The organism is Streptomyces sp. NPDC001222, from assembly GCF_042896945.1.
Lineage (GTDB): Bacteria > Actinomycetota > Actinomycetes > Streptomycetales > Streptomycetaceae > Streptomyces > Streptomyces gibsoniae.
This window is the reverse complement of record NZ_JBIAXT010000003.1, coordinates 277166-293031: the sequence shown is the minus strand read 5'-3', so window position 1 is coordinate 293031 and position 15866 is coordinate 277166. Positions and strand designations below refer to the sequence as shown.

The following is a 15866-nucleotide window of genomic DNA, read 5'->3' as shown; positions in this document are numbered from 1 at the left end:
GGTCCCAACGAGCGATCGCGGGTCGCGACCGAAATAACGGCGGGGACGGGCGGACGGATCGCGCGGCGGGCGGGCGGACTACGGCACCAGCGGGCGGACCTCCCCGGCCGTGAACCGTACGAAGCCCTCGGGGTCCGGCTCGTCGCCCGTGGGCTGGAGGATCACGGTGTCGGCCCCCGCCTCCACCAGCCGCTGGACGGCCTTCGCGACGGCTCCCGCGTCCCCGGCGACACCGAGGTCCGGCACGGAGCCGAGGCCCTCCGCCTCCAGCTCGGCCCGCAGGCGGGCCGACGCGTCCGGTCCGGTGGCGGTGAGCAGGTACACCACGACGTGATGGGGGTCGGTGCGGCCGGCCGCCGCCCGCCCCTCGTCGATGATGGCACGGGCCCGCCGTACGCCCTCCGGTGTGGTGGCCGCGGTCAGGATCGTCCCGTCCGCCGCCTCACCGGACAGCCGCAGCGAGCGCGGTCCGGTGACCCCGGCGAGAACACCGGCCGGCTCCGCGGGCGGCCAGTCCAGCGCGACGCCGTCCAGCTTCACATACCGCCCCTCCGCGGTGACCCGCTCACCGCGGAGCAGGGCCCGCAGCGCGTCGAGGTACTCGCGCAGAAGGGTGACGGGCGACTCGGCGCGGGCACCGACCTGACCCATCCAGCTCTGGACGCCGTGCCCGACGCCGACCATGGCCCGGCCGGGGAACAGCCGCTCCAGCGTGGCGGTCTCCATCGCGGTGATCGCGACGTTCCGCAGCGGCACGGGCAGCAGCCCGACACCGACGCGCAGCCGCTCGGTCCAGGCGAGCGCGGCGGACGCGGCCGAGATCCCGCCCTCCAGGAAGCAGTCCTCCCACAGCCACAGCTCCTCCAGGCCCGACTCGTCCGCGAGCCGCGCCAACGGACGCAGCCGCTCGGGGGGCAGTTGGGGCCGGAACACAACACCGAGTCCAGTCATACAGCCTTCCTATGCGAGCGGGCCCGGGGCGCACAACACGTTTGGCCGCCGTCTCACGCGCCCCTGGGGGGTGTCTGACAGACACTCCCTAGTCCTCCTCGGGACGTTCGTAGTGCAGGAGTACGACACCGTTGCCGAAGCGGCGGGAGTCGATCAGGCGCAGGGCGGTCAGGGCGTCGCTCTCGGCGAAGAGGCGCTGCCCGCGGCCGACCAGGATCGGGTGGACGTACACCCGGAACTCGTCCACGAGGTCGTTCCGCAGGAACTCGGCGGCCAGGGCGGCACCGCCGAGCGCGAGGTCACCGCCCTCCTGCTCCTTGAGAGCGCGGATGTCCTCGACGACGACGTCCCGGACGACGGTGGTGTGCCAGTCGGCGTGCTGCAGGGTCCGTGAGAACACGATCTTCGGCATGTTCCGCCAGATCCGGGCATACTCGACCACGGGCCCCGACCGGTGCGGGTCGGCGTCCGCGGTGGGCCAGAACTTGGCCATGAGCTGGTAGGTGACGCGCCCGTTCAGGAACGCGCCCATCTCTTTGAGCACGTCATTGAAGTGCTGGTGCAGTTCGTCGTCGACCAGATGCCAGTCGATCTCACGGTTCGGGCCCTCGATGAAGCCGTCCAGGGACATGGACATCATCAGGACGATCTTTCTCATGGCAGCTCCCGGTTACGACGCCGACCATCCGGACGGCACGAGCATCGCGCAGCGGCGGCGCGCGGACGGGGAGGCGGCTCCGGGTGATTCGCACACGGGGCTCAGCCGCCGGCGGTACCCGCCGAGTCCGAGGACGAATCCCCGGACGACTCCCCCCGGGGGAACGAGACCTCCACGCGACGGTTTTTCCGGCGTCCCTCCTCCGTGGAGTTGTCGGCGATCGGGTAGTCCTCGCTGTAGCCGCGCACCTCGAAGGTGACGGTGCCGCCGAGACGCGCGGCCAGCTGGTCGTGGACCGCCTCGGCGCGCTGCTTGGACAGGACGAGACCGTGGGCGTACGAGCCCAGGTTGTCGGTGAAGCCGAAGACCCGGACGTTCGTGGCCTTCTGCTTCTTGATCTCGTCCGCGATGGCGTCGATGCGGGAGCGGGCCTCCGGGTTCAGCTTGGGGCTGTCCTTCGGGAACAGCACCTCGGCCTGGAGTGCGAAGGTGACGTTCTCGTTGGTGTCCTCGCGCCGCTCCTCACCGCCGAGGTCCTCCACGACGGACTTGATGTCCAGCACCTTGGCGGGCGCGAGGGTGGCGCCGTCTGCGAGCTTCAGCCCCGGGCTGGTGGGGTCCACGGAGGGGGGCGGAGAGGTGGTGACGCTACCTGGGGGCGCGCTGGGGTCGTCGGCGGCGACGGCCGGGGGGCCACCGGCGAGACCGAGCACGGTGAGCAGGGAGAGCGCGGTGACGGCACGCAAGGGGCGGGGCATGGCGGCTCACCCCTGGGAGAGTTCGACGGTGGCGGGGGGCATGGCGCCGACCTGGAAGTCGACGGTGTCGGTGCCTTCGGGTGGGGCGGGGAACTGGGCGAACCAGTCGGCGGTCGCACCGCTTCTGACTCCGCCGGTGAACTGCGTGCAGAGGCAGCGCCCCGAGGTGTCCCGGAGGATCAGGTACTTCTTCTTGCCCTTCTGGTCGATCAGGCTGGCCCCGGCGATGGAGCCGCCGTTCCTGGCCAGCTCCCGCTCGTCGCCGCGCCAGTCGGCCGCGACCCACAGCGTCCCCGTGTTGTTCGTGACCGTTCCTTCGACGGTCACGAAGCCCCCGCCGTCACGCTTGGCGGAGGTCACCGCGAGCGTCAGTCCGTTCTCTCCCTTGACCTCGGCGAGCACCGAGTCCGCCTGGGGTGCCCGGGACTGCTCGGACCGCTTCTGACCGCCGCTGCTCCGGGTGGGAGCCGACGAAGACGAGGCTCCTTTGTCCGACTGCCCGTCACTGCTCCCTCCGCAACCGGCCACCGTGAGGACCAGCCCGGTCGCGACCGCGACTGCGCCGAGCGCCCTGCGGCCCTTCATGGTGCGCGGAAAGTCCATCGGTACGGCTTCCTTTCACTTGGCCAGATGCACAGAGAACAGCACGGACGCGTCAGGAAGGTCGTCCGATCGGAAATGTGCGGGGTCGATGTCGACGGACTGGCCGTCGCAGTCGAGGTGTACGAGTCTCTTCGGATCGGCGTCCGTCGGAAAAGTGCAGCGGGGCTCGATCACCGCGATGGCCTCGGCCCTCGCGCGCCGCGTCTCCGTCCCCGGAATGATGGACTTCCCCACTGTGTAGCGCGTCTCGATCGCCACCTGGTAACCCGGGTAGCCGTTCACGACGGTGGGGGCAATGCTCAGCACGGTCGAGTCGTTCGCGGCAGCCAACTGCGCGGCGGCAGCACTCGCTCCCGCTCCCTGGGCGTCTTGGCCGCTAAGCCACTTCGTCCAGTCGTCGTCCTGTCCGATGGCCCCTTGCAGGTCGGTCATCAGCTCGTCACGGGTGTCCTGTGCGGCCGCCAACGCAGCAGCGTCCGCCGCGGACTGAGCTCCATTGCGGGCGGACGCTGCTTGGGCGAACACGAAGAAGGCGATCGCGGCGAACAGAAGGATCCCCGTCAGCCAGATGTAGAGAGGGAGCGTCTGTCCGCGGTCTGCAAGTCGGTACGGAGCGGTCAGCCGCCGATGACGTTGTTCACGGCACGCATGATCGCCCCCGAGATCGCGCCGTCGAGTCCGAGGCCGTCGATCATCGTGAAGATCCCCGCAATGATGATCATCAGCCCCGCATACTCCACAAACCCGGCCCCCGCGTCCCGTCCGGCCCCCCGCATCCGGGAGACCACGGTCCTCCGCCACGTGCCGATCCTGTGCGTCGTCCTCGTCACCACGGCCCCAGACCTCCCACCTGATGCGGCTACGACCAACCCACGCACCGTACGTGAAGGCACCCTCACCGCGAGTGGGCCCAGGGGCCCAACTTCCGCGTCGTACTGCGGTCATCGGCTCCACCCCTCGCGGGCCGTCCCCAGCCAGTGGGCGATCGCTTCGCTGCGCGTGGAACTGTGCAGCTTCGCGAAGATGCGATTGATGTGGTTCTTGACCGTCTTCTCGCTGATGAAGCAGGCGGCGGCGATCTGCCGGTTGTTCATACCGGCCGCGATGAGATCCATGACCTCCACCTCCCGGGAGCTCAGGCCGAAGTCCAGCCATCCCGCGGCACGGCGCCGGGGGCCTCCCGTACGGGCGGGGAGGGCCTTCGACGAATGTGCCACAACTGGTTGCAGGTGCGAAGGGCTTTCGTCTCGTTCGTAGGAAACACCGAACGAAGACGGGACAGTGCCCCGGCCCTCCCTCATCCTCCGTACCGCGGCGACCAGTTCGGCCGCCGTGAACTCGCCGTGCACCAGATAGCCGGAGGCCCCGCGGCGCAGCGCCTCCGCCACGACCTCGGGTTCCCTGCTGTACGTCAGCATCATCACGGGGGCCGTGCGGGCCAGCCGGGGCAGTGCGGTCAGGCCGTCGGTGCCGGGCATACGGAGGTCCAGGAGGACGACGTCCGGACGGTGCCGGGCGGCGCACACGAGCGCCTGCCCGCCGTCCGCCGCCTCCGCCACGACCTCGATGTCGGGGTGGACGGACAGCAGGGCGGTCAGGCCCGCCCGTACGACCGGGTTGTCGTCGGCCACGAGGACGCGCAGCGGCGGGCCGGGAAGTGCCTGGTCAGGCATGTGCGGCCTCCTCTTGGGGGCTGTGGGGAGAGGTGGCGGGGACGGGGATGTGCAGGTGGATCTCGGCGCCGCCCAGCGGTGAGCGGCCGAGGTGGAGGCGGCCGCGCAGGGACGCGGCGCGTTCCGCCATGCCCAGCAGACCGAAGTGGCCGGTTCTCGCCAGCTCCTCGGGCACGGCGGTCGGGGGCAGCCCCACACCGTTGTCCCCGATCCGTAGGTCGAACGTCTCGAACCCGGTGACGTCGAGTGCGATACGGACACGGGTGGCGTGGGCGTGGCGATGGGTGTTCTCCAGCGCCTCGGAGACGATGGACAGGACGTCGTGCGCGGCCGCGTACGGCAGGAGGAGCGGTGTCTCCGGCAGCCTCAGTTCGGTCTCCGCGCCGCCGCGGGCGGCGAACGTCCCGGCGCACGCGGTCACTTCGGCCACCAGATCCAGCCGGGCCGCCGTGAAGTCGGTACGGCGCCGCAGGTCCGACAGCAGGTCGCGGGACTCCTCCGCGGCCCGTCGTGCGGCGTCGGCCACCTGGGCCGCCTGGCGCTTGAGCGTGGCCGGGTCGCGGTGCTCGGCCGAGGCGGCGAGGGCCTCCGCGGCCAGCGCCAGACCGTGCAGGGTCTTCGCCACCGAGTCGTGCATCTCCCGCGCCAGCCGCGCCCGTTCGGACTCGACGGCCTCGGCCGCCGCGAGCCGGGCGTTCGCCTCGGACAGTGCCTCGCCGGCGGCGCCGAAGCGGAACATCAGATTGCGCAGGGTCACCCCGATGATGCCCGCGGCCACGCAGAACCCGGCGATGAGAAGAGTGCTGACCCCGGCGCCGGGGCGATGCTCCCAGGCGCGGAACACCCCCAGCACGACGGCGAGTTGCAGACCGGTGAGGACCCCGGCGCCGCGCCAGCCGTAGAGCAGTCCGGACAGCAGGGGTGTGCAGACCGTGGCGTAGGCGAGGGGGGAGACGGGTGACGCGGTCGACAGGAGCGTGGCGACGAAGAGCAGGTCCAGCGCCATGAGCGTCGGGTGGGCGAGCAGCCGAGGGCCGACGCGGTCCCAGTCGCGCAGCAGGGCGTACGACGTCATCACGCCGAGGACGGCGGCGGCGAGGACGGCGACACGGAGGGCACCGGAGGGGGCGTTGGCCAGGGCGAACGGGGCGCCGATCACCACCAGGGCGAGGCGTACGGCCACGGTCTGGCGGCACAGGGCCTGGAGCGCGCTCAGCTGGAGGCGGACGCTGGCGGGCGGCGGGGCGTCGTCCTCCAGATAGCCGGGGGTGGGGCGACCGGTCCGGCTGCTCATCATCGGCCCAGGATCGATCCGAAATTCGTCCCCGAGCCCAGGAACATGCCCGTGGCGATGAGGATCATCGTCGCCGGGAGCATGAAGACCAGGGTGACCATCGTGGCCTTGGGGACCGTCCTGGCCGCGCGGCGGCGGGCGTTCTGGGCGTCGGTGCGCCGCATGTCGGTGGCCAGCTGGATCAGCGTCTCCGCGATCGGGGAGCCCAGTTCCTCCCCCTGTTGCAGGGCGGAGACGAACTGGGAGACCTGCTCGGAGGAGTTGCGCCGGCGCAGTTCGTCGAAGGCCTGGCGGCGGCTGACGCCCATGTCCATCTGGCGCAGGGTGATGCGCAGTTCGTCCGCCCAGGGCCCCTCGTACTTCTCCGCGACCCGGTCCAGTGCCTGGCGGAAGCCGAGGCCGGCCGAGACGACGACCGCGAGGACGTCCAGGAAGTCCGGCAGCGTACGGTCGATGACGTCCTTGCGTTCGCGGACGGCCTGCCAGATCAGGGCGTCGGCGGCGAGCAGACCGAAGGCGAACGTGAGTGCTGCGAAGAACAGTTGCCCGTTCGTGAGGAACATCAGGCCGACGACCAGGCCGAAGACTCCGTACACCGCCCGGCGTGCGGCGTACCGCTGGAGGGTGAGGCCTCCGGGGTTGCCCGCCATGTCGATCCGGCGGCGTTTGGCGTCGACCCGGCGCGGCCCCATGAGACGCAGCACGAGCGGGGCGAAGCGCATACCGAGACGGTCGACCGCCGAGCCGGCCGTGGAGACCCGGGTGGCGCCCACCTCCAGCGCGAGCGCCAGGTCGCTCGGCAGCTTGGCGTCCGCGCGGATCATCCGGACGCCGAGGAGGATCCCCGTGACGGAGACGGCGGTCAGCAGGGCGAGACCCAGGGGCAGCAGCGCGCTCATCGCGGTCTCCTTCTCACACTTCGATCTTGCCGAGGCGGCGGATGACGAAGAAGCCGACCGTGTACAGACCGAGCGCGAGCAGGACCAGGCCCTGGCCCAGCGCGGAGCCGGTGACACGGGCGAGGGCGCCCTCGTTGGAGGAGTTGACCAGGATGAGGGAGCCGAGGCCCAGCAGCGGGACCGTGAAGGCCGTCGCGTTGACCTCGGAGAGCATGGTGCGGACCTCGCGCCGGGTCTCCTTGCGGTCCTCCAGGGTCTGGGTGAGGTTGCGCAGCGAGTTGACGACCGAGCCGCCCGCCTTGTTGGCCAGGACCAGCGTGGTGACCAGGACGATCAGTTCGCGGGAGGGCAGCCGTTCGGCGAGTTCACCGAGGGTGTCGTCGATCGAGCGGCCCAGCGTCAACTGATCCGCGACCCGGGCGAGTTCCTCGCCGGCCGGGGCCTCCAGCTCCTCCGCGGCCATGGCGAGGGCGGTGCGCAGCGCGAGGCCCGCGGCCGTGGCGTTGGCCAGCAACCGGGCCACGTCGGGCAGCTGGTTGATGAAGGCCTCGATGCGTCTCTGCCGCTGCCAGTTGAGGAAGACGGCCGCGCCCCACACGCTCACCAGCGCGGCGATCGGGCCGAAGAAGGGGGCCAGCGTCGACGCCGCGATGAGCCACAGCGCCACGACGACGGCGGCGACGTAGACGAAGAACTCCCCCGGCGTCAGATCGAGTCCGGTCGCCGACAGCCGGAGCTGGAGGGTGCGGCCCAGCCGGGTGCGGCGCAGCCGCCGGTCGACGCCGGTGAACCGCCGGACCCGGCCGGAAGCCGTGCGCGATGGGCCCGCCGGGTTGCCGGAGAGCCGGTCGACGAGTGCCTGCCGCTGGGCCCGGCCGGAGGCGTACAGATGGACGCCCGCGACGGCGAGCGTGCCGGTGAGGACGGTGGCGCCGAGGGCGAGGAGGGCGGGGTCGTTCATGGCGCGCTCCTGACGTGAACTGGGGTCATCCGAGGGCCTGCCGGGTGGGGAGTACGTCGATGGCCTCCGCGACGCCGAAGGCGGGCGGGAGCGGTTCGTCGGCGACGTACAGCTTCTCCGCGACCGCCCGGGGCAGCGGAAGATGCTCGAAGCGGCCCCGGACGATCCGGTCGGCGCCGAGGGGCTGGGGCACGAAGCGGGACACGGTGGCGATGCGGAACTGCTCGCGGCCGTGGGAGACCACGAGGGCGATCTCCACGACCTTGCGCGAGCCGTCGGCGTAGCGGGCGAGCTGGACGACCACGTCCACCGCCGAGTTGATCTGGTCCTTGAGCGCCTCGAAGGGGATGAGGACCTCGGACATCGAGCCCAGGGTCTGCAGCCGCATGAGGGCGTCCTCGGCGGCGTTGGCGTGGACGGTGGCGAGCGAGCCGTCGTGGCCCGTCGACATCGCCTGGAGCATGTCGAGGGTCTCGCCGCCGCGGACCTCGCCGACGATGATGCGGTCGGGGCGCATACGGAGGCTGTTGCGGACCAGGTCGCGAATGGTGATCTGGCCCTTGCCCTCGACGTTCGGGGGCCGGGACTCCAGGCGGATGACGTGCTCCTGCTGGAGTTGGAGCTCGGCGGAGTCCTCGATGGTGATGATGCGCTCGTGCGCGGGGATCAGCCCGGACAGGGCGTTGAGCAGGGTCGTCTTCCCGGTGCCCGTACCGCCGCTGACGATCAGGTTGAAGCGGGCGCGGACGAACGCGGCGAGCAGCATCAGCATCTGCTCGTCGAGGGAGCCGAGGCCGATGAGTTCGGGGAGGGTGTAGGCGCGCGGGAAGCGGCGGATCGTGAGGGTGGGGCCGGTCAGGGCGAGCGGCGGGATGATGACGTTGACGCGCTCGCCGGTGGGCAGCCGGGCGTCGACCATCGGGTTGGACTCGTCGACGCGCCGGTTGACCGTCGAGACGATCCGCTCGATCGTCTGCATCAGCTGCTCGGTGGAGGCGAAGCGCAGCGGGAGCTGTTCGACGCGGCCCGCCCGCTCCACGAAGATCGAGTCCGGGCCGTTCACCATGATCTCCGTGATCGACGCGTCGGCGAGCAGCGGTTCGAGGACGCCGAGGCCGAGGGCCTCGTCGACGACCCGGCGGATCAGCTGGGAGCGCTCGGACGAGGAGAGGACCGGGCCCTCCCGGCTGATGAGGTGGCCGAGGACGCGCTCCAGACGGACCCGGCGGTCGGCTGTCGCGAGGCCGGACATCTCCGCGAGGTCGATCTCCTCCAGGAGCTTGGCGCGGTAGACCGCGACGAGGTGTCCGTCCTCGCGGGCGGCTGCGCCGTCGTCGGGGGCGGTGATACGGGAGCGGAGGCTCATACCGGTCGTCAGCTCCTTCCCGGGGCCCGGGGGTCGGGGTCGTTGGGCATGGTGGCGTGGCGGGTCACCGGCCAGTTGCCGAAGAGGGGGATGACGGAGGGCACGGTGACGGTGACGGTGGCGGTGGTCGTGTCGGCGCCACGGGGGGCGCTGACGCTCGGGTTGAGCCAGCCGCTGACGGCCGCCGTGCCCGCCGCGTCCCCGTCGCCGTTCTGGGAGGCGACCCGGGCGGCGGCGCGGGCGGCGGTGCCGGCCTGGTTGATGCCGTAGCCGATGAGGCCCAGCTGGATGGTGGCCATGCCGATGACGAGGAGGATGGGCAGAAAGCCGGCGAACTCGAGCATGGAGACGCCGCGGTCGTCCCGGAGACGCGAACGCCTGTGGGCCGGGGCCTCTCCACGGCGGTGCAGTGACCGTTGCGCCGGGTCGGCCCCCCTGCGGGGCAGCAGCCGTAGAGCCGGGTCGGCTCCCCGGCGGCGGAGCAGCGTCCTCATCGGCCGTCCCCCTCCAGGGCCGCCCCGGCGGACCCCTCCACGCGCCACCCCGGGTTGACGCCCGGGAAGAACAGCGGGACCTTCGCCTGCACCGTCGCCTTCATCACCGGCCCCTCCTCCCCGCAGCTGATGTCCGCGCCGCTCCATGCGCCCGGCAGATGCGCCGCCCCCGCCGACCGGCACGCCCCCGCCACATCGCCGTGCACGGCCCGGGCCGCGGTGGCCGCACGTGCCGCCTCGTCGGCCGCGTTGCCCGCGAGGGAGTACGTGTAGCCGTAGAGGACGCACTCCCAGAGCAGCGCCATCACGACCAGCACCAGCGGGAACATCCCGGCGAACTCCAGAGTGACCGCGCCCCGGTCCCCGCCCTTGCGCCACAGGGTCAGTGCCCCCCGGTCCGAGGACGCCCTGCGCCGGCGTCCGCCCCCGCCCTCCTGCACCGTCACCAGCTCCAGCTCGGCCGCCAGTGCCCACAGCGCCTGCTTCACCGTCGAGCGGGCGTCGAGGTCCTGCAGGCGTCCGGCGTCCACGACCGACTGGAGTTCCTTGAAGGACGCCGGGACCGCCGCGTGCGCCACCCTGGTGCCGGTGATGCGTTCGACGAGGGACGGCTGGATCTCCGTACCGCGCGAATGGCGGTTGACGACCGTGAACGTCTCCTCGGCCTTGCGGATCTGCAGCCGGTCCCACATGCGCACCATCCGCTTGGCGGCGCGGACCGCGACCACGTCCGGGGTGACGAGCAGCAGCGCCTGGTCGGCGATCTCGACGGCCGCGGCGGTCGCGGAGTTCATCTGGGCGCCGCAGTCGACGACCACCACGTCGTGGCGGGAGCGCAGCGCGCCGATGACCTGGCGGGCCACCCGGTCGCTGACCTCCTCGCCGCGTTCGCCCTCGGCGGGGGCGAGCAGCAGCCCGATCCCGCTGTCGTGGGTGTAGACGGCGTCCTGGAGGACGCGGGGGTTGATGTCGGTGATCGCGGCGAGGTCGGCGATCGAGCGCCGGAACTGCACGTCCAGATAGGAGGCGACGTCCCCGGACTGCAGATCGAGGTCGATCAGGGCGACGGTACGGCCCGACGCCCGGGCCGCGAGGGCCAGTTGGACGGCGGTGATGGTCGCGCCGACACCGCCCTTCGCACCGGTCACGGTGACCACGGTCCCGCCGGGGCCGGAGTACAGCTCGGCGGGTGTGCTGCCCAGATGGCGGCGCATCCCGGCGGCCCAGGCGGCGGCGGCCTGGACGCGTTCGGCCAGGGAGTCGTAGCCGAGCGGGAGGGTGACGATGCCGCGGGCGCCGGAGTCCATCGCGGCGGTGAGCACGCCCGTGCTCGTGTCGGCGGTGATGAGGACGACCCCGACGGCCGGGAAGCGCATCGCCAGGTCGCGGATCAGCTCCAGCGCGGGGACCGGCCCGATCCGCTCATGGACGAGGACGACCTCGGGCAGTTCGTCGAGGGACTCGGCGGCCAGCCGCGCCAGGGTGTCGAGCAGGGCGGTGGAGTCCTGGACGGGCTGGGCGGGCTCGGTGTCCGGGAGCTGGCCGAGCAGGCTGGACAGCGCTCGGACCGCGTCGATGTCACCGACGGCGGGGAGTACGCGGATGGTCATCGGCGCGACCCCCCGAGGCCGCAACCGCTCGGGACGCGACCGCTGCCGGCGGACCGGCTGCGGACGGACCCGCCGGGGACCGGGACGGACCTCATGCGTGGCCTCCTACTTGTCCTGGTCGAGGGTGTATGTGCGGTCGCCGGGCGTGACCGAGGTCTGGGAGCCGCCCGCGACCAGGGCGAGCCGGACGTGTTCCGCGAACGACTCGGCGTAGGCCACCCGTTGGGCGTCCGCCGTGTCGAGCGCGAAGGTGATGGGGACGGCTTCGGTGGCGGTGCGGCGGCGCTCGTCGCTGGACTGGCCGGGGTCGAGGGCCGTGAGCTTGCCGACGTCCAGGACGCGGGCGTTGGTCACGATGATCTTGGACTCGTCCTTGCCCTTGTCGTTCTGGGCCTTGAAGGTGGCGTAGATGTTGACCCGTGAGCCGGGGTCGATCTTGCCCGCGACACCGGTGGACGCGTCGATCATGATCGCGATCTCCTGCTGTCCCGGCTGGAGCGCGGGGCGGTCGACGATCATGTCGGTCTGCAGCAGCGACCCCTTCTCCAGCCGGGTCACCGCGATCTTGCCGCGGATCTGCGCGAGGTTGGTGACCGCCGTCGCGGACAGCCAGCGCCGGGGCATGGCGACCTGCTGGAACTGGTCGGCCGTGAGCTCCTGGTACGGCGGGATGTCGCCCTTGAGCCGGTACGCCGTGACCTCCGGTCCGACCTTCGAGTTCACGTCGCGGATCACCGACAGGACGCCGGCGAAGGCGCCGACGGCGGCGAGGGCCGAGAGCACCAGCAGGATGACGCCGCGGCGCTGTCGTGCGTTCACTACATCTCACCTCGGGGGGACGTGCCGTGCGGTCGGGCGGGCCCGCCGTCCGGCCGGAGGGCGGTCGAGCGGTGGTGCGATGGGGCCGGACGGTGGTGCGGCGGGCCGTGAACGGGTGCGGCGGGGACGGGGAGTGGTGCGTACGGCGATGGGGTGGTGCGTACGGTGCTCACGTGCCGCCTCGTGGCAGCGCGCGGGCGGCGACGACCGGTTGCCCTTCGAGGGGCCCCGGCAGAGGCGCGGCGCAGAAACCGCAGCGGTCACCGATGAGTTCGAGGCCGCACCAGTGGCAGACCTCGCGGCGTACGGAGGTGACGAGCTGGTAGAGCACGGACATGTCGTGCAGGCCCGCGGCGAACTCCACCAGCCGCTGGGTCCCCCACCAGCGGCCGGAGTCCTGCGGGAGGGGCACGGTCGCGACGCCCTGGACCCGCCAGGCGGGCGCGAGGGAGGCGGTGACCCAGTCCGAGGGCGGCTGCCCGGCGGCGACGATCATCCGGGTGCCGAACTCGGGGCCCGGTAACTCCTCCTGACCGATGCGGACGAGCTGTGGCCGGGGGTGGGCGAGGACGGCGAACTGGGCGTTGGGCACCCAGGACTTGGCGTGGGAGGCGAGCGAGACGGGGACGCGGTCGAGCCTGGTGACCGAGCCGAGGAGGGCGCCGGCGTAGATGTAGTGGGCGAGCAGCCGCGCGGACGACGCCAGGACGCCCGGACTGAAGTCGCAGGCCGACAGCTGCCGTAACTGCTGGGCGAGCAGGGCCAGTCCGAGCGGGGGCAGATCGAGGCCGAGCAGCGCGATGCGGTCGCTCTCCAGGACGGAGCGCACGGTGCGCAGCCGCTGGACGGCCGGGTCGTCGCCCGACGCGGAGTGCAGCGCGATGACGTACCCGTGCTGCTCGATGAGCGCGTGCATGCCGTTCAGGGACTGTTCGAGCGTGGGCTGCGGCTGGACCGCGGCGGGCGGGGTCTGCCGGTCGAGCGGCGGGAGCACCAGATCGGGACTGGTGACGGCTATCGCGGTCGGCACGGCTGCACACCACCCCGTTCACTGCGGCGAGGTGGTCGACCACCGCCTCAGTTGGCCCCTGTTACGTCCTCTTGCATCGTCCTGCAACAGCACCATATCCACGGCATGCCCGGCTCAACACCGAATCCGGAAGATCATCTCACCGAAGGTGAGACCATGATCGACCCAGAGTAGGCGCATATGCCACAACTCGCCTCGCCGGTAGGGATGTTGAGGGCGCCACAGGTCTTGACAACCACATTGGTCTGGACCAAATTCATTCGTCAGGCGGTGGCCACCGTTCCGCAGGGCGCTCCCCTCGCCCTCTCCCCTCCCTCCCCCTCTCCCCACACCGGAGGCTCAAGTGGACCGCGTACCGGGCATGTTGCGCCGCAGACGAACCCTGGCCCAGGCCACCGTCGCCGCGCTCGCCCTCACCTTCCTGGCCGCCGGGCACGCGGCTGCCGCGGACGTGAACAACGCCAAGAACGCCGGCTTCGAGTCCGGCCTCACGGGCTGGACCTGTTCGGCCGGCAGCGGTACGACGGTGGCCTCCCCGGTGCACGGCGGTGCCGCCGCGCTGAAGGCGACCCCGGCGGGCCAGGACGACGCACAGTGCAGCCAGACGGTGGCGGTCGAGCCCGGCTCGACGTACACGCTGAGCGCCTGGGTGCAGGGCGGTTACACCTTCCTCGGCGCGACGGGCACCGGCACGACGGACGTGTCGACCTGGACGCCGGACTCGTCGGGCTGGAACCAGTTGTCGACGACCTTCACCACCGGCGCCTCGACGACCTCGGTGACGGTGTACCTGCACGGCTGGTACGGCCAGGCGGCGTACTACGCCGACGACGTGTCGGTCTACGGCCCGGACGGAGGCGGCGGAGGCGACCCGTCCCCGACCGTGCCCGCGGCCCCCACCGGCCTCGCGGTCTCCTCCACCACGTCCTCGTCGGCGTCCCTGACCTGGAACACGGTGTCGGGCGCGACGGGCTACAACGTCTACCAGGGCGGCACGAAGGTGTCCGCCGTGAGCGGCACCTCGGCCACCGTGACCGGCCTGTCCCCGTCGACGTCGTACTCCTACCAGGTGACGGCGACCAACGCGGCGGGCGAGTCGCAGAAGTCGTCGGCGGTGACGGCCACGACGTCCTCCTCCGGCGGCGGAGGCACCGGAGTGCTGCCGAAGCACGCAGTGACGGGCTACTGGCAGAACTTCAACAACGGCGCCACGGTGCAGCGGCTCACGGACGTGCCGTCGCAGTACGACATCATCGCGGTGGCGTTCGCGGACGCGACGAGCACACCGGGCGCGGTCTCCTTCACCCTGGACTCCTCCGGACTCGGCGGCTACTCGGTGGCACAGTTCAAGGCGGACATCGCCGCCGAGCACGCGGCCGGCAAGAAGGTGATCCTCTCGGTCGGCGGGCAGAACGGCACGGTGTCGGTGACCGACACGACGTCGGCGACGAACTTCGCGAACTCGGTCTACTCCCTGATGCAGACCTACGGCTTCGACGGCGTGGACATCGACCTGGAGAACGGCATCAACGCGACGTACATGACGCAGGCGCTGCGGCAGCTGTCGTCGAAGGCGGGCTCGTCGCTGGTCATCACGATGGCCCCGCAGACGATCGACATGCAGTCGACGTCGAACGGCTACTTCCAGACCGCGCTGAACGTCAAGGACATCCTGACGGTCGTCAACACCCAGTACTACAACAGCGGTTCCATGCTGGGCTGTGACGGCAAGGTCTACAGCCAGGGCTCGGTGGACTTCCTGACGGCCCTCGCCTGCATCCAGCTCCAGGGCGGCCTGTCCCCGTCCCAGGTGGGCCTGGGCGTCCCCGCCTCGACGAGCGCGGCGGGCAGCGGGTACGTCTCCCCGACGGTGGTGAACAACGCCCTCGACTGTCTGACGAAGGCCACGAACTGCGGCTCCTTCAAGCCGTCGCAGACGTACCCCGATCTGCGGGGTGCGATGACCTGGTCGACGAACTGGGACGCGGCGTCGGGCAACGCCTGGTCGAACGCGGTGGGCCCGCACGTACACGCCCTGCCCTGACCCTCGCCTCCCGCGCACCGCACCCCCGATGCCCGGCCCCTCACGGCCGGGCATCGGGGTTTTCGCGGGGGCGCGCACGGAAGCGCCGGTCCGGTGAAACATTTCCGTGGCCCCACCGCATCAATGGGGTGAGGGCCGTACCGGACGGCCCGGCCGTGCGACGGCACGGCACAGCAAGACGGGGGAACGCATGAGACAGGGCCGCAGCGACGGGTACCCGGAGTTCGCGGCGGCGCGGGCCGGGCATCTGTACCGGTCCGCCTGTCTGCTCACCGGGGGCGACACCCATCTCGCCGAGGACCTCGTGCAGGAGACCCTCGGCCGGGTGTATCTGCGCTGGAGCCGGATCTCCCGGGCCGACAACCCCGCCGGATACGCCCAGACGGTCCTCACCCGCACCTTCCTCGCCCACCGGCGCCGCCACAGCAGCCGCAGGGAACGCGCCACCGACGTGCTTCCCGAGCTGCCCGCTACGGGCGCGGGGGACACCTCACTACGGCTCACCCTCCTGGAGGCGCTGGGACAGCTGTCCGCCAAGGACCGCGCCGTGGTCGTCCTGCGCTACTGGGAGGACCGCAGCATCGAGGAGACCGCGGCGGTCCTGAACACCACGTCGGCCGCCGTCCGCACCCGTTGCGTCCGCGCCCTCGCCCGGCTGCGCGCCCTGCTCGGCGACGCCCTCGCCGAGTACGCCAGACCCTGACCC

The 15866-nt window shown here is 71.5% G+C and carries 16 protein-coding genes; 2 read left to right on the top strand and 14 right to left on the bottom strand.

Annotation, left to right across the window (positions count from 1 at the left end; translation table 11 throughout):
- Positions 1–78: 78 nt before the first annotated feature.
- The 14 genes from ACFY2Z_RS07040 to ACFY2Z_RS06975 form a co-directional block, all read right to left on the bottom strand.
- A complete protein-coding gene (locus ACFY2Z_RS07040; RefSeq protein ID WP_390743130.1) occupies positions 79–951 on the bottom strand; it encodes an LLM class flavin-dependent oxidoreductase in 873 nt (290 codons plus the stop codon).
- 88 nt (positions 952–1039) lie between these two features.
- Entirely contained in the window at positions 1040–1609 is a 570-nt protein-coding gene (locus ACFY2Z_RS07035) for a dihydrofolate reductase family protein (RefSeq protein ID WP_355909576.1), read from the bottom strand.
- Between the two features lie 101 nt (positions 1610–1710).
- Complete coding sequence (locus tag ACFY2Z_RS07030) at positions 1711–2367, bottom strand: OmpA family protein (protein WP_390743129.1); 657 nt, start codon at positions 2365–2367, stop codon at positions 1711–1713.
- Positions 2368–2373: 6 nt separating this feature from the next.
- Positions 2374–2970, bottom strand: a complete 597-nt coding sequence (locus ACFY2Z_RS07025; RefSeq protein WP_390743128.1) for a hypothetical protein — start codon at positions 2968–2970, stop codon at positions 2374–2376.
- Between the two features lie 15 nt (positions 2971–2985).
- Positions 2986–3591 carry a pilus assembly protein TadG-related protein gene (locus ACFY2Z_RS07020; RefSeq protein WP_390743235.1) on the bottom strand — a complete coding sequence of 202 codons (606 nt, stop codon included), beginning with the start codon at positions 3589–3591 and terminating at the stop codon, positions 2986–2988.
- Positions 3592–3911: 320 nt separating this feature from the next.
- A complete protein-coding gene (locus tag ACFY2Z_RS07015) occupies positions 3912–4643 on the bottom strand; it encodes a response regulator (protein WP_390743127.1) in 732 nt (243 codons plus the stop codon).
- Positions 4636–5940 carry a sensor histidine kinase gene (locus ACFY2Z_RS07010; protein WP_390743126.1) on the bottom strand — a complete coding sequence of 435 codons (1305 nt, stop codon included), beginning with the start codon at positions 5938–5940 and terminating at the stop codon, positions 4636–4638. The genes ACFY2Z_RS07015 and ACFY2Z_RS07010 overlap by 8 nt, the downstream gene beginning before the upstream one ends.
- Positions 5937–6836: a DUF5936 domain-containing protein gene (locus tag ACFY2Z_RS07005; RefSeq protein WP_390743125.1), complete on the bottom strand. Its 900-nt coding sequence runs from the start codon at positions 6834–6836 to the stop codon at positions 5937–5939. Before ACFY2Z_RS07005 ends, ACFY2Z_RS07010 begins: the two co-directional genes overlap by 4 nt.
- A 13-nt stretch (positions 6837–6849) precedes the next feature.
- Positions 6850–7797: a type II secretion system F family protein gene (locus ACFY2Z_RS07000; protein WP_390743124.1), complete on the bottom strand. Its 948-nt coding sequence runs from the start codon at positions 7795–7797 to the stop codon at positions 6850–6852.
- Between the two features lie 25 nt (positions 7798–7822).
- Positions 7823–9163, bottom strand: coding sequence for a CpaF family protein (locus tag ACFY2Z_RS06995; protein ID WP_390743123.1), 1341 nt, complete (start codon positions 9161–9163; stop codon positions 7823–7825).
- An 8-nt stretch (positions 9164–9171) separates the two neighbouring features.
- Positions 9172–9507: a TadE/TadG family type IV pilus assembly protein gene (locus ACFY2Z_RS06990; protein WP_390743234.1), complete on the bottom strand. Its 336-nt coding sequence runs from the start codon at positions 9505–9507 to the stop codon at positions 9172–9174.
- 146 nt (positions 9508–9653) lie between these two features.
- The gene (locus ACFY2Z_RS06985; protein WP_390743122.1) at positions 9654–11267 is read right to left on the bottom strand and encodes a CpaE family protein; all 1614 of its coding nucleotides are present in this window, start codon (positions 11265–11267) and stop codon (positions 9654–9656) included.
- Positions 11268–11372: 105 nt separating this feature from the next.
- Complete coding sequence (gene cpaB, locus ACFY2Z_RS06980; protein WP_390743121.1) at positions 11373–12086, bottom strand: Flp pilus assembly protein CpaB; 714 nt, start codon at positions 12084–12086, stop codon at positions 11373–11375.
- Positions 12087–12255: 169 nt separating this feature from the next.
- On the bottom strand, positions 12256–13116 hold the full coding sequence (locus ACFY2Z_RS06975) for a hypothetical protein (RefSeq protein WP_390743120.1): 861 nt from the start codon (positions 13114–13116) through the stop codon (positions 12256–12258).
- Between the two features lie 361 nt (positions 13117–13477).
- Between ACFY2Z_RS06975 and ACFY2Z_RS06970 the strand changes: the two genes are divergently transcribed.
- Together ACFY2Z_RS06970 and ACFY2Z_RS06965 are read left to right on the top strand one after the other, a co-directional pair.
- Entirely contained in the window at positions 13478–15160 is a 1683-nt protein-coding gene (locus ACFY2Z_RS06970; protein ID WP_390743233.1) for a chitinase, read from the top strand.
- Between the two features lie 190 nt (positions 15161–15350).
- Positions 15351–15863 carry a SigE family RNA polymerase sigma factor gene (locus ACFY2Z_RS06965; RefSeq protein ID WP_390743119.1) on the top strand — a complete coding sequence of 171 codons (513 nt, stop codon included), beginning with the start codon at positions 15351–15353 and terminating at the stop codon, positions 15861–15863.
- Positions 15864–15866: the final 3 nt, after the last annotated feature.

Coding starts and splice junctions, on each gene's coding strand:
- ACFY2Z_RS07040 (WP_390743130.1), bottom strand. CDS start 951: ATGACTGGACTCGGTGTTGTGTTCCGGCCCCAACTGCCCCCCGAGCGG.
- ACFY2Z_RS07035 (WP_355909576.1), bottom strand. CDS start 1,609: ATGAGAAAGATCGTCCTGATGATGTCCATGTCCCTGGACGGCTTCATC.
- ACFY2Z_RS07030 (WP_390743129.1), bottom strand. CDS start 2,367: ATGCCCCGCCCCTTGCGTGCCGTCACCGCGCTCTCCCTGCTCACCGTG.
- ACFY2Z_RS07025 (WP_390743128.1), bottom strand. CDS start 2,970: ATGGACTTTCCGCGCACCATGAAGGGCCGCAGGGCGCTCGGCGCAGTC.
- ACFY2Z_RS07015 (WP_390743127.1), bottom strand. CDS start 4,643: ATGCCTGACCAGGCACTTCCCGGCCCGCCGCTGCGCGTCCTCGTGGCC.
- ACFY2Z_RS07010 (WP_390743126.1), bottom strand. CDS start 5,940: ATGATGAGCAGCCGGACCGGTCGCCCCACCCCCGGCTATCTGGAGGAC.
- ACFY2Z_RS07005 (WP_390743125.1), bottom strand. CDS start 6,836: ATGAGCGCGCTGCTGCCCCTGGGTCTCGCCCTGCTGACCGCCGTCTCC.
- ACFY2Z_RS07000 (WP_390743124.1), bottom strand. CDS start 7,797: ATGAACGACCCCGCCCTCCTCGCCCTCGGCGCCACCGTCCTCACCGGC.
- ACFY2Z_RS06995 (WP_390743123.1), bottom strand. CDS start 9,163: ATGAGCCTCCGCTCCCGTATCACCGCCCCCGACGACGGCGCAGCCGCC.
- ACFY2Z_RS06990 (WP_390743234.1), bottom strand. CDS start 9,507: ATGCTCGAGTTCGCCGGCTTTCTGCCCATCCTCCTCGTCATCGGCATG.
- ACFY2Z_RS06985 (WP_390743122.1), bottom strand. CDS start 11,267: ATGACCATCCGCGTACTCCCCGCCGTCGGTGACATCGACGCGGTCCGA.
- ACFY2Z_RS06970 (WP_390743233.1), top strand. CDS start 13,478: ATGTTGCGCCGCAGACGAACCCTGGCCCAGGCCACCGTCGCCGCGCTC.
- ACFY2Z_RS06965 (WP_390743119.1), top strand. CDS start 15,351: ATGAGACAGGGCCGCAGCGACGGGTACCCGGAGTTCGCGGCGGCGCGG.